This is a genomic window from Sediminimonas qiaohouensis DSM 21189 (genome assembly GCF_000423645.1).
Lineage (GTDB): Bacteria > Pseudomonadota > Alphaproteobacteria > Rhodobacterales > Rhodobacteraceae > Sediminimonas > Sediminimonas qiaohouensis.
This window is the reverse complement of the sequence record NZ_AUIJ01000012.1, coordinates 47,354-60,283: the sequence shown is the minus strand read 5'-3', so window position 1 is coordinate 60,283 and position 12,930 is coordinate 47,354. Positions and strand designations below refer to the sequence as shown.

Genomic DNA, 12,930 nt, shown 5'->3' with positions numbered 1-12,930 from the left:
TCCGGCGGGAGTATTTTGGGCAAGATGAAGGAGCGGTGATGGTCACGGTGCGGATAACGTGGGACGCGGGCGCCGATCGCGAGATGCCCCTGCCCCGGTACGAGAGTGACGGGGCGGCGGGGGCCGATCTGCGGGCCAATTTCGCTGACCGGCAGGGGATTGTCCTGTCGCCGGGGGCGCGGGCGCTGGTGCCGACGGGTTTGCGCCTGGAGATCCCTACGGGGTACGAGGTGCAGGTGCGGCCGCGCTCGGGGCTGGCGTTGACCCATGGCATCACTCTGCCCAACAGCCCCGGCACCATCGACAGCGATTATCGCGGGCCGCTGGGGGTGATCATGCTGAACACCAGCAGCGAGGCATTCGAGATCGACCACGGCGACCGGATCGCGCAGATGGTGGTGGCGCCGGTGGTGCAGGTGCGGTTCGAGCCGGTCGAGGCGCTGGGCGAGAGCACGCGCGGGGCGGGCGGTTTCGGCTCGACCGGGCGGGGCTGATGCTGCTGGTTCTGGTGATGGCGGCGGCCCTGTGGGGCATCGGCGTGGCGATGGGCGCGCCCCGGCGGCTGCGCTGGGGCATGATTGCGGGGCTGTGGGCGGCGGTGGTTCTGGCGCATTTGGTGCTGCCGTTCGGGCATCCGATTCGGGTGGCGACAGGCGGACGCGTGGAATTGTGGCTGCTGGTGGGGGGCTTTGGCGCGTTGATCGCGGGCTACGCGGCGGCGTTGCGCTTTGTGCGGGCGCGTGCACGGGAGGCGGAGCGCCCCGCGCAGGGGGCGCAGCCCGGCGCGTTTTCGCAGGTCGAGCTAGAGCGGTATGCGCGCCATATCGTGTTGCACGAGATTGGCGGCACCGGGCAGAAACGGCTGAAATCCTCGCGGGTTCTGGTGACCGGGGCCGGGGGTCTTGGCGCGCCGGTGCTGACTTACCTGGCCGCGGCGGGGGTGGGTACGATCGGGGTGATCGACGATGACGTTGTCGAGAATTCCAACCTGCAGCGGCAGGTGATTCACCCCGACGCGGCGATCGGCACGGCCAAGGTGGCTTCGGCACAGGCGGCGATGCGGGCGCAGAACCCGCATGTCGAGGTGCGCCCCTACCAGCGGCACCTGACCGAAGAGATCGCGGAAGATCTGTTTGCCGAGTATGACCTGGTGATCGACGGCACCGACAATTTCGATGCGCGCTACCTGGCCAACGCGGCGGCGGTGGCGCAGGGCAAGCCGTTGATTTCAGGCGCATTGTCGCAGTGGGAAGGGCAGGTGAGCCTGTTCGATCCGGCGCGGGGCGGGCCGTGCTATGAATGCGTGTTCCCCGAGCGCCCGGCGCCGGGGCTGGCGCCTAGTTGCGCCGAGGCGGGGGTGTTGGCGCCGCTGCCCGGTGTGGTTGGATCGATGATGGCGGTCGAGGCGGTCAAGGCGATCACCGGGGCGGGCGCGCCGCTGAGGGGGCGAATGATGATCTATGACGCGCTCTATGCCGAGACGCGGAACATCGCGTTGCGCCCGCGCGAGGGGTGCCCGGTCTGCGGCGGGCGCGGTGGCGGGGCGGACGATTCCAAGGGGCATTGAGGGGCATTGACCCGCGGCCGCCTTGGGGCGGGCGGACGCGTCCCGTCGCCGCGCGACGGGTGGAAAACTGAGCCGGGGTATCGAACGATCTTAACAGGTATGCGCGGCAACGCCCGTCAAGGGTGCATTCCCGGGGCTGCTTCAGTACCGTTGCGGGTCGGCCGGGTAGACGCCCAGGATGCTGATATGCGAGGTGAAATAATCCAGCTCGTCCAGCGCGAGGCGCACGTTGTCGTCCTCGGGGTGGCCTTCGATATCGGCGTAGAACTGCGTCGCGGTGAACGAGCCGTCGATCATGTAGCTTTCCAGCTTGGTCATGTTGACGCCGTTGGTGGCAAAGCCGCCCATCGCCTTGTAAAGCGCGGCGGGGATATTGCGCACTTCGAACACGAAGCTGGTCATCATTCCGGCGGTGCCGCGGCGGGAATGGTCCGGCTCGCGCGACATCAGCAAAAAGCGCGTCGTGTTGTTCTGGTGGTCCTCGATGTGGCGGGCCAGCAGGTCGAGTCCGTAGATCTCGCCAGCCAGATCACCCGCCAGAGCGGCCAGCGTTGGGTCGCCCTTTTCGGCGACCAGCTTGGCCGAGCCGGCGGTGTCGGCGCCGGTTACGCGGTGGATGTCGTGGCGGCGCAGGAAATCCTTGCACTGGCCCAGCAGCACGGTGTGGCTCATGGCGTGGGTGACCTGTTCAAGACGCGTGCCGGGAAGCGCCAGAAGGTTGATATGCACGCGCACGAACGCCTCGTCGATGATGTGCAGGCCCGAATTGGGTAGCAGTGAATGAATGTCGGCCACGCGCCCGTAGGTCGAGTTTTCTACCGGCAGCATCGCCAGGTCCGCGCGCCCCTCGCGTACCGCCTCGATCGCGTCCTCGAAGGTGCGGCAGGGCAGCGCCTCCATGTCGGGGCGGGCGGAGTGACAGGCCTGGTGCGAATAGGCGCCCGGTTCTCCCTGAAACGCGATGCGGTTGGTCATGTGGTGGATTTCCTGTTGTTTTTGCTCACTTGGTTGCTTGGTCGCGCAAACTACACCTTGCACTGGACAAGGGGAAGCGGATAGATACCGCGCAAGAGATTTGGAAACGGACGGGCGAGACATGCTTGACACGATGACCTTAACCAAGACCCTCGGTGCGTTCTGCGGGGCGCTTTTGGTGTTCCTGCTGGGCAACTGGGCGGCTGAGACGCTCTATAGTATGGGCGGAGGCCACGGCGAAGAGCACGCCCAGGGCTACGTGATCGAAACCGCGGAATCGGACGCGCCCGCCGAAGAGGAAGAGGCCGCCCCCGATTTCAGCGAAGTGTTCGCATCGGCCGATCCGGGCAAGGGCGAGCGCGTTTTCAACAAGTGCCGCGCCTGTCACAAGCTTGAGGATGGCGCCAACAGCACCGGGCCGCACCTTTATGGCGTGGTTGGGCGCGACGTGGGCAGCGTGGATGGCTTTGGCTATTCCGGCGCGCTGGTCGAGGTGGCCGATGTGTGGTCGCCCGAGAACCTGAACGGGTTCCTGGAAGACCCGTCAGGCTATGCGCCGGGCACAAAGATGGGCTTTGCCGGTCTGGGCGACATCGAGGACCGCGCCAACGTGATCGCCTATCTCGAGAGCGTTTCCGAATAAGGCACGTCGGTGACGCGTGATTTGGCTGGGGCTGCTTGCGGCCACTCAGCCAACGCGCCAGCCCGGCAATCAAGGCGCGCAGCGCCGCCGGGCAGCGCCCGTCCGCCCGAACGGGTGGGCGCTTTTCAACGTCCGGTTTTCTGAACACATCGTTCGATGTGGCGGCACCATAAAGTGCCTTGCACATACCATTGGCGCGCCCACCCGCGGTCGGGCGGTGCCCTTTGTTACGCATTGCAGATACGAAGGCCGTTCTTCCCCCCGGAAGGGCGGCCTTTGGCTTGTCCTTGGGGGCGGGGGTGCCATATCACCCCGATGTGAGGCGATAGGTGCTTGAACAGGGGGCGCTCGCACCATTAGCGTGAGCGGCGGCCACCACGCGCCGCGATCCGCATGAGGGAGGACAACCGATGCGCCAGACACGCAGCAGCCAGACCGGGGCGCGCCGCATGACAAGCGCGGCGCGGGGCACATTGGCCGCGCTAATGGTTCTAATCGCGGGCCTGGGTGCCACGGCGGCGACGTCCGAAGGGGATCAGACGATCATCAAGGCACATGGCGTTTCGACCTTCGGCGAGTTGAAATACGAAGAGGGGTTCGATCATTTCGACTACGTCAACCCGGACGCGCCCAAGGGCGGCGAGTTCTCGACCTGGGCGTTCGGCAATTTCGATAGCCTGTCGCCCTATATCCTGAAGGGTAACGCCGCCGCGCTATCGACGGTGTTCTTCGACACGCTGATGACCGGCGGCCTGGACGAGCCGGACGCGATGTACGGTCTGGTGGCGCACACGGTGGAATACCCCGAAAGCCGCGAGTGGGTGATTTTCCACATGCGCCCGGAAGCCGAGTTTTCCGACGGCACCCAGGTCACGGCCGAGGATGTGGTGTTTTCCTACGAGGCGCTGCGCGACAAGGGGCAGCCCTCCTACCGGGTGCTGTTTCGCGATTTCAAATCGGTCGAGGCGCTGGACAAGCACAGGGTGAAATTCACCTTCAACCCCGATGGCGCGCTGCGGGAGTTGCTGCTGTCGGCGGCGGGGCTGCCGATCTTTTCCAAGGCGTATTACGAGACCCGCGATTTCGGGGAATCGACGCTGGAGCCGCCCTTGGGATCGGGGGCTTATATGCTTGAAGAGGTGGATGCGGGCAATTCCGTCACCTATAAGCGGCGCGACGATTACTGGGCCAAGGACCTGAACGTGAACGTGGGCCAGAATAATTTCGACCGGATCAAGGTGGAATACTTTGCCGATTACACCACCGCGTTCGAGGCGTTCAAGGGCGGCGCCTACGCGTATCGCGAGGAGTTCCAATCGCTGATCTGGGCGACCGCCTACAACTTTCCGGCGATCAAGCAGGGGCACGTGAAGGTGGAAACCCTGCCCGACGGGCGCCCGGCGGGCACGCAGGGCTGGTGGTTCAACCTGCGGCGCGAGAAATTCAGTGACCCGCGCGTGCGCAAGGCGATTTCCATGGCGTTCAACTTCCAATGGTCGAACGAGAGCCTGTTTTACGGCCTCTATGAGCGCACCGACAGTTTCTGGGAAAACTCGGACCTGCAGGCCGAGGGCATGCCGAGCGAGGCGGAGCTGGCCCTGCTGGAACCCTTGCGCGATGATCTGCCCGAGGAGGTGTTCACCGAGCCCGCCTTTACCCCGGCTAAGTCCAAGTCGGGGGACGTGGCCGACCGCCGGGTGCTGCGCCGGGCCAGCAGGCTGCTGGATGCGGCGGGTTGGACCGTGGGCGATCGCGGCATCCGCACCAACGAGGCAGGCGAGCCGCTAAGCGTCGAGATCCTCAACGACAGCGCCTCGTTCGAGCGGATCATCAACCCCTACGTGGAGAACCTCAAGCGGTTGGGCGTCGATGTGCGTTACGTGCGCGTGGACAGCGCGCAGTTGCAGGAGCGCGAGAAGAAATTCGATTTCGACATCACCACGCGGCGCTATGCCATGTCGATGACGCCGGGGATCGAGCTGCGCGGCATGTTCGGCAGCGACGCGGCCACGGCGCAGGGCTCGAACAACATCGCGGGCGTGTCGAACCCGGCGGTGGACAGCCTGATCAAGACGATCGAGAACGCCGAGTCGCGCGAGGATCTGAACGTGGCGGTTTCAGCGCTGGACCGGGTGCTCAGGGCGATGCATATCTGGGTGCCGCAATGGTACAAGCCCAGCCACAACATCGCCTATTTCGACATGTTCGAGCGTCCCTATGACGACACCCCGCCGATGATGGGGCTGGGGGAGATCTCGATCTGGTGGTACAACCCGCAAAAGCACCAGGCGTTGATCGACGCTGGTGCGCTGCGCCGCTAAGGGGGCCGGGATGGGCGCCTACATACTGCGCAGGCTGCTGCTGATCATTCCGACGCTGATCGGGATCATGGTGATCAATTTCACATTGGTGCAATTCGTCCCCGGCGGCCCTATCGAACAGGTGATAGCGCGGGTGCAGGGGCAGGGCGACGTGTTCCAGGGCTTCGCCGGGTCGGGCGACGCGGGCAGCAATGCCGCGATGTCGGGCGACAGCGAATACGCCGGTGCGCGGGGCCTGCCGCCCGAGTTCATCGAGGACCTGGAGCGCGAGTTCGGCTTTGACAAGCCGCCGTTGCAGCGGTTCTTCGGCATGATGTGGAACTACATGCGGTTGGATTTCGGCGAGAGCTATTTCCGATCGATCAGCGTTATCGACCTGGTGCTGGAGAAGATGCCGGTGTCGATCACTCTGGGCCTTTGGTCGACGCTGATCGCTTACGTCATCTCGATCCCGCTGGGCATCGGCAAGGCAGTGCGCGACGGCACGCGGTTCGACACATGGACCAGCGGGCTGATCATCGTGGCATACGCGATACCGGGGTTCCTGTTCGGCATCCTGCTGCTGGTGCTGTTCGCGGGCGGGTCATACTGGCAGATTTTCCCGCTCAGGGGCCTGACTTCGGACAACTGGTCGGAGTTGAGCCTGCTGGGCAAGGTGGGCGATTATTTCTGGCATATCGCGCTGCCGGTGACGGCCTCGACCATATCGGCGTTTGCGACGCTGACGCTGCTGACCAAGAACAGTTTCCTGGACGAGATCAAGAAACACTACGTGATTACCGCCCGCGCCAAGGGCCTGAGCGAGCGCAAGGTGCTCTATGGGCACGTGTTCCGCAACGCGATGCTGATCGTGATCGCGGGGTTCCCGGCGGTGTTCATTGGGGTGTTCTTTGGCGGCTCGATCATCATCGAGACGATTTTCTCGCTTGACGGGTTGGGGCGGCTGGGCTTCGAGGCGGCGGTGGCGCGCGATTACCCGGTGATCTTTGGCACATTGTTTATCTTCGGGTTGATCGGGCTGATCGTCGGTATCCTGTCGGACCTGATGTACGTGTTCGTCGATCCGCGTATCGATTTTGAAAAGCGGGAGGGTTAGATGCGGGCATTGGCGCCATCAGGGGGCTGTGCCCCCTCGCCCTTCGGGCTCACCCCGCTTGAGTATTTGGGGCAAGATGAAGCACAGCGGTCACAGGGGGCGGCGCGATGAAGCTTAGTCCGCTCAATCAGCGGCGGTGGCGCAATTTCCGGCGCAACGGGCGCGCGTTCTGGTCGCTGGTGATTTTCACGCTGCTGTTCGGCCTGTCGCTGTTTGCCGAGTTCATCGCCAATGACAAGCCGATCCTGGTGCAGTACCGCGGCGATTTCTACGCGCCGATTTTCAAGTTCTATCCCGAGACGGCGTTTGGCGGCGATTTCCAGACCGAGGCGATCTATCGCGACCCGGAGGTGCAGTGCCTGATCGCGACTGGGGGATTGGATGCCTGTTTCGACCGGCCCGAGGACCTGATCGCGCAATCGGAAACGGGCATGGTGGACGGTAAGCAGATCGAGGCGGGTTGGACCATCTGGCCGCCGATCCCGTATTCGTACCAGACCACGGTGGACCGGCCCGGCGCGGCGCCCCTGCCGCCGAACGCGCAGAACCTGCTGGGCACGGACGACACCAAGCGCGACGTGCTGGCGCGGGTGATCTACGGGTTCCGCCTGTCGATCGTGTTCACGCTTCTGGTGACGTCGCTGGCCAGTTTTATCGGCATCACGGCGGGCGCGGTGCAGGGGTTTTTCGGCGGGTGGCTGGACCTGATATTCCAGCGGGTCATCGAGATATGGGGCGCGACGCCGGCGCTTTACGTGATCATCATCCTGTTCGCGATCCTTGGGCGCGGATTCTGGCTTTTGGTGTTTATCACGGTGCTGTTCGGGTGGACTGCGCTGGTGGGCGTGGTGCGGGCCGAGTTCCTGCGGGCGCGCAACCTTGAATACGTGCGCGCGGCCAAGGCGCTGGGTGTTAGCAACACGGTGATCATGTTCCGCCACATGCTTCCTAATGCGATGGTGGCGACCCTGACCATGCTGCCGTTTTTGGTGACCGGCACCATCGCGACGCTGGCCAGCCTTGATTTCCTGGGCTTTGGCCTGCCGTCCTCGGCGCCCTCGCTGGGCGAGCTGACCTTGCAGGCCAAGCAGAACCTGCAGGCGCCGTGGCTTGGTTTCACCGCGTTTTTCACCTTTGCCATCATGCTGTCTCTGCTGGTTTTCATCTTCGAGGGGGTGCGCGACGCCTTTGACCCCAGAAAGACGTTTCAATGAGCCTTCTTGAGGTCAAGAACCTGTCGGTGACATTTCGCCAGGACGGGCAGGACACGCCAGCGGTGCGCGGTGTCAGCTTTGCGTTGGAGCGGGGCGAGACGGTGGCGCTGGTGGGCGAGAGCGGCTCGGGGAAATCAGTGACGGCGCTGAGCACGGTGTCGCTGTTGGGCGATGCCGCACGGGTGAGCGGGTCGGTCACTTATGACGGGCAGCAGATGATCGGCGCCGACGACGCGCTGCTGCGCAAGGTGCGGGGCAACGATATCAGCTTCATCTTCCAGGAGCCGATGACGTCGCTGAACCCGTTGCACCGGCTGGAAAAGCAACTGAGCGAGAGCCTCGCGCTGCATCAGGGGCTGGTGGGCGCGGCGGCGCGCAAGCGGATCATTGAGCTGCTGACGCGGGTGGGTATCCGCGAACCCGAGAGCCGGCTGGACGCCTATCCGCACCAGCTATCTGGGGGGCAGCGGCAGCGCGTGATGATCGCGATGGCGCTGGCCAACAAGCCCGATGTCCTGATCGCGGACGAGCCGACAACGGCGCTGGACGTGACGATACAGGCGCAGATCCTGGAGCTACTGGCCGATCTGAAGCGCAGCGAGAACATGGGCCTTCTGTTCATCACGCATGACCTGGCAATCGTGCGGCGGATCGCCGACAAGGTGTGTGTGATGAAGGATGGCGAGATCGTCGAGAGCGGCCCGACAGCGCGGATATTCGATGCGCCGCAGCACGCGTATACCCGCAAGCTTCTGGCGGCGCGCGCGGTCGGAGAACCGGCGCCGATCGCCGGGGACGCGCCCGAGGTGCTGCGTACGGAGGGGATGCGGGTGTGGTTCCCGATCCAGAAGGGGCTGCTGAAGCGTACGGTCGGCCATGTGAAGGCGGTGAACGACGCCAGCATCGGCCTGCGCGCGGGCGAGACCCTTGGTATCGTGGGCGAAAGCGGATCGGGCAAGACGACGCTGGCACTGGGCATCATGCGGCTGATCCAGTCCGAGGGCGGGCTGACATTCGACGGTGAGGATGTGCGCGCGTGGTCCACCCGCAAGCTGCGGCGGTTGCGGCGTGACATGCAGATCGTGTTCCAGGATCCGTTCGGCAGCCTCAGCCCGCGCATGACCTGTGAGCAGGTCATCGCCGAGGGGCTGGGCGTGCACGGCGTGGCGCCGGGGCGCAGCAAGCACGAGATGGTCACCGAGGTGATGGAGGAGGTTGGCCTGGACCCGGCAATGATGCACCGCTATCCGCACGAGTTTTCCGGCGGTCAGCGGCAGCGCATCGCCATTGCTCGGGCGATGGTGTTGCGGCCCAAGCTGCTGGTGCTGGACGAGCCGACCTCGGCGCTGGACATGACGGTGCAGGTGCAGATCGTGAATCTGCTGCGCGATCTACAGGTGAAATACGGGCTGGCCTACCTGTTCATCAGCCACGATTTGAACGTGGTGCGCGCGATGAGCCATCGGATCGTGGTGATGAAGGACGGCGATATCGTGGAATACGGCGAGGCCGAGCAGGTGTTCGACGCGCCGCAGACCGAGTATGCGCGCACCCTGCTGGCGGCGGCGCTGGACCTGGCGGGGTGAGTGGGGCCTGATTGGATGCAGGGCAGGGGCGCCGGTGTTGGGGGCGTTCGTGGAGGCGTGACACCAATGCGCGGAACAGGGGCGCATAGCACCGCCGCGCATCGCCGGGCCGCTCCCCCGGCACGGCGATTTGGCTGACACCTGCGCAATGCTCTGAGGTTCTTCGGATTTGGCGGGGATAAAGTGCCCCGCACCAGCAGAGGATCGCCGCACCGCGGCCCAACGATGCGCGGCTCTTCAACCGTTCGCTCAATGTCCGCAACAGGCCGGCCGCGGCGATACCCCCTGTCCCGACCCGGTCTCAATGGCACTTTGGCTGTTACCCGGATATCGTGTGTCTGTTGGCGCGCGCTATAGCCCCGGCAGGTCGATCACCACCGCGGCGTGATCGCTGGCGTGGGGGCGGTGGTGGCCGACGCCGGGCAGGCGCGGGGCGGGGTCGCGGGCGGCCTCGGTGCCCATGCCGGCGCGGATGATGCGGGGGCAGGCCGCGGCAAAGCGGCGCGCCAGCGCGGGACTGGCCAGCATCGCATCGGGGCGACCGTAGAGGCGGGCGTGCGGCTCGTACCACGACCATCGCTCATCGGCGGGCACGCGATCCAGAAGGTCGGCGGTGAACGGGGGCAGCAGCGGGGCGATGGCGCGGCTTTCGCGCGTTTCCTGCACCGGCTCGTTCAAATCGCCCAGGATCATCCACAGCGCCCCGGCCGGATCGTCGAAGCGGCGCGCGATCAAGGCGCGCAGGGCCAGCGCTTCGGCCCGGCGCACCGGCCAGACGGCGTCGGCATCCGGGTAGGGGGCTTTGAGGTGGGTTATGAACAGCGTCAGCGCGCCGGCGTCCACCTCAAGGCAATCGCGCCGGAAAACGCGGCGGTCGGGGTCGACGCCCTCCGGCGCGAGGATGCCAAGGCTGCGCGGCGTCGCGCCCGCGTGCGAGGTGACGGCGGTCAGCGGCAGGCGGCTCATCACCGCAAGGTCAAGCCCGCGCCCGTCATTGCCCGGCAAGCAGTGCCGCACGGGGTAGGGCAGGGCGCCGGTGGGGCGCAGGTAGGTATCGTGGAAATGATCCAGCGTGGCCTGGTCGAACACCTCTTGCAGGGCGACAATATCGGCATCCGCGCTGTGCAGCACCCGCGCCGTCAGGCGCCGGTCAAGCGGGTCCAGCGCAGCCGCGCCCCGGCTGGTATCCTCGGGGACATCGGCATCGCGCGCGCCGTCCAGCGAGACCCGCCCGCGCCCATCCCGGCGCAGGCGCATGTTCTGGACGTTGAAGGTGGCGATCCGCATGACCGGCCTACGCTGCCACCGCCGGGCGGGGCTGGCAAGGGCGCGCGGGCGCGGGGCGCGTTCAGATCGCCGAGCTGTGGCCAGACGCGCTCATCTCGTAGGCGTCGAAGCTGCGCGCGATCATGCGGGTCAGGGCGCGGGCCTCGGGCGGGATGAACAGGCGCTCGGGCGTGATATCCAGCACGTCGGGGAATTGCCGTGCGGCGGCCTCGAACATCTCCACCACTTGCGCGGCGGGGATCGCGAACCGCTCGACCAACTCGGCGGTGTCGATGCGGAAATCGCACATCAGCGCCTCGATCATGCGGCCGCGCAGCTTGTCCTCGTCGCTAAAGACGTGCCCGCGCGAGGTGGCGAACATCCCCTCGCGGATGCGGCCCGTATAGGCGCCCGTGGCGGGCGCGTTCTGGGCATAGCCCTGCGGAAAGCGCGAAATCGAAGAGGCGCCCAGCCCGATCAGCACCTCGGCCGGATCGTCGGTATAGCCCTGGAAATTGCGGCGCAGTTTCCCGGCCTTCTGCGCCACGGTCAGGCCGTCGGATTGCGCGGCGAAATGGTCGATGCCGATCTCGGCGTAATTGTCCCACAAGAACAGCTTGCGGGCGGTTTCGAACAGCTCCAGCCGCTCCTGCGGGGTGGGCAGCGAATCGGACGGGATCAATTGTTGCCGCTTGGCCATCCACGGCACATGCGCGTAGCCATAAAGCGCGACCCGGTCGGGGTTGAGCGACAGCAGCTTTTGCACGCTTTCGGTGATTCGCTCGCGTGTCTGGTGCGGTAAGCCATAGAGGATATCGGCGTTCAGGCTGTGCACGCCATGGCCGCGAATCGCCTCGATCGCGTCGCGCGTCACCTCGTAGCCCTGAATCCGGCCGATGGATTGCTGGATCTCCTCGTTGAAGTCCTGCACGCCCACCGAGGCGCGGTTCATCCCCGCGGCGGCCAGCGCGGCAAGGCGATCTTCGTCCACCTCGTTGGGATCGATCTCGACCGAGAATTCGTAGCTGCGTGAGAACGGCGCCACGTCGGCAATGGCCCCGGCCAGATCGCGCATCATGCCGGCAGGCAACAGGGTGGGCGTGCCCCCGCCCCAGTGCAACCGCGACAGGCGCACGCCCTCGGGCAGAAGGTTTCCCAGCATCGCCAGCTCGGCCTTGAGCGTCTCAAGATAGGCGACGACGGGTTTGTCCGATTGGGTGCCCTGCGTGCGGCAGGCGCAGAACCAGCACAGCCGCCGGCAAAACGGGATATGCAAATATAACGAGATTTCCGATCCGGGGGCGATTGCGCCGATCCAGTCGGTGAAATGCGACGAATCAACGCCCTGCGCGAAGTGCGGCGCCGTTGGATAGCTGGTGTAACGCGGCACTTTCGCGTCAAACAGCCCCAGTTTTGCGAGTTGTTCTTTGGTCTCCATGCGCATACACTTAAGGGTAGGTAAACTGGTCATCCTTGACCCAGATCAAGCGCGCGAAGAGAAAACATGCCAAATGATCAAATCTCAGTGGTCTCGCATGATTGCGAAGACTGCCCGATCCGGCACAGGGCCGTGTGTGCCCGGTGCGAATCCGACGAACTGCGCCATCTTGAGGAGATCAAGTTCTACCGAACCTTCGAGGCCGGTCAGACCGTGGTCTGGGCCGGGGATCGGATGGATTTCGTCGGCTCGGTGGTGTCCGGCATTGCCACGCTGACCCAAACCATGGAGGACGGGCGCACCCAGATGGTGGGCCTGCTGCTGCCCAGCGATTTCGTCGGCCGCCCGGGGCGCGATGGCGCGGCCTATGACGTGGTGGCGACGACGGATTTGGTGATGTGCTGTTTCCGCAAGAAACCGTTCGAATCGATGGTGACAACGACGCCGCATATCGCGCAGCGCCTGTTGGAAATGACGCTGGACGAGCTGGACGCGGCGCGCGAATGGATGCTGGTGCTGGGGCGCAAGACCGCGCGCGAGAAAATCGCCAGCCTGCTGTCGATCATCGCGCGGCGCGATGCCACGCTCAACCTGCGCGGCACCGAGGGGCCGCTGGTGTTCGACCTGCCGCTGACGCGGGAGGCGATGTCGGATTACCTGGGGCTGACCCTGGAAACGGTGAGCCGCCAGATCTCGGCGCTCAAGCGGGACGGGGTGATCGAGTTGCAGGGCAAGCGCCACGTGACGGTGCCCGATTTCAGCCGCCTGATGAACGAGGCGGGCGACGACGCCGACGGGGGCATGCTGGCCTGATCCGCCGGCGC

11 protein-coding genes are annotated in these 12,930 nt (G+C 65.3%); 8 read left to right on the top strand and 3 right to left on the bottom strand.

Annotation, left to right across the window (positions count from 1 at the left end):
• Window positions 1–38 precede the first annotated feature (38 nt).
• Together dut and G568_RS0111350 are read left to right on the top strand one after the other, a co-directional pair.
• Window positions 39–494: a dUTP diphosphatase gene (dut, locus tag G568_RS0111355; protein ID WP_026758150.1), complete on the top strand. Its 456-nt coding sequence runs from the start codon at window positions 39–41 to the stop codon at window positions 492–494.
• Window positions 494–1,567, top strand: coding sequence for a HesA/MoeB/ThiF family protein (locus G568_RS0111350; RefSeq protein ID WP_026758149.1), 1,074 nt, complete (start codon window positions 494–496; stop codon window positions 1,565–1,567). Before dut ends, G568_RS0111350 begins: the two co-directional genes overlap by 1 nt.
• A gap of 141 nt (window positions 1,568–1,708) precedes the next feature.
• Here the strand turns inward: G568_RS0111350 and G568_RS0111345 are convergent, their stop codons facing one another.
• Window positions 1,709–2,542 (bottom strand): prephenate dehydratase, encoded by an 834-nt coding sequence (locus tag G568_RS0111345; RefSeq protein ID WP_026758148.1) that lies wholly within the window; start codon window positions 2,540–2,542, stop codon window positions 1,709–1,711.
• Window positions 2,543–2,663: 121 nt separating this feature from the next.
• On the opposite strand from G568_RS0111345, the gene G568_RS0111340 reads away from it, so the two are divergent.
• The 5 genes from G568_RS0111340 to G568_RS0111320 all read left to right on the top strand — a co-directional run bounded on the left by G568_RS0111340 (window position 2,664) and on the right by G568_RS0111320 (window position 9,402).
• Window positions 2,664–3,185: a c-type cytochrome gene (locus G568_RS0111340; RefSeq protein ID WP_026758147.1), complete on the top strand. Its 522-nt coding sequence runs from the start codon at window positions 2,664–2,666 to the stop codon at window positions 3,183–3,185.
• A gap of 410 nt (window positions 3,186–3,595) precedes the next feature.
• Window positions 3,596–5,506 carry an extracellular solute-binding protein gene (locus G568_RS18715; RefSeq protein ID WP_245582934.1) on the top strand — a complete coding sequence of 637 codons (1,911 nt, stop codon included), beginning with the start codon at window positions 3,596–3,598 and terminating at the stop codon, window positions 5,504–5,506.
• A gap of 10 nt (window positions 5,507–5,516) precedes the next feature.
• Window positions 5,517–6,602, top strand: coding sequence for a microcin C ABC transporter permease YejB (locus tag G568_RS0111330; RefSeq protein WP_026758146.1), 1,086 nt, complete (start codon window positions 5,517–5,519; stop codon window positions 6,600–6,602).
• 107 nt (window positions 6,603–6,709) lie between these two features.
• On the top strand, window positions 6,710–7,816 hold the full coding sequence (locus G568_RS0111325) for an ABC transporter permease (RefSeq protein WP_026758145.1): 1,107 nt from the start codon (window positions 6,710–6,712) through the stop codon (window positions 7,814–7,816).
• Window positions 7,813–9,402, top strand: a complete 1,590-nt coding sequence (locus tag G568_RS0111320; protein WP_026758144.1) for an ABC transporter ATP-binding protein — start codon at window positions 7,813–7,815, stop codon at window positions 9,400–9,402. The genes G568_RS0111325 and G568_RS0111320 overlap by 4 nt, the downstream gene beginning before the upstream one ends.
• Window positions 9,403–9,753: 351 nt before the next feature.
• On the opposite strand, the gene G568_RS0111315 is transcribed toward G568_RS0111320, so the two are convergent.
• Together G568_RS0111315 and hemN are read right to left on the bottom strand one after the other, a co-directional pair.
• Window positions 9,754–10,689 (bottom strand): endonuclease/exonuclease/phosphatase family protein, encoded by a 936-nt coding sequence (locus G568_RS0111315; RefSeq protein WP_026758143.1) that lies wholly within the window; start codon window positions 10,687–10,689, stop codon window positions 9,754–9,756.
• A 61-nt stretch (window positions 10,690–10,750) separates the two neighbouring features.
• Window positions 10,751–12,106 (bottom strand): oxygen-independent coproporphyrinogen III oxidase, encoded by a 1,356-nt coding sequence (gene hemN, locus G568_RS0111310; RefSeq protein WP_026758142.1) that lies wholly within the window; start codon window positions 12,104–12,106, stop codon window positions 10,751–10,753.
• Between the two features lie 66 nt (window positions 12,107–12,172).
• Here hemN and fnrL point away from each other — a divergent pair, with 66 nt between their 5' ends.
• Window positions 12,173–12,919: a transcriptional regulator FnrL gene (gene fnrL / locus G568_RS0111305; protein WP_026758141.1), complete on the top strand. Its 747-nt coding sequence runs from the start codon at window positions 12,173–12,175 to the stop codon at window positions 12,917–12,919.
• The last annotated feature ends 11 nt before the right edge of the window (window positions 12,920–12,930 follow it).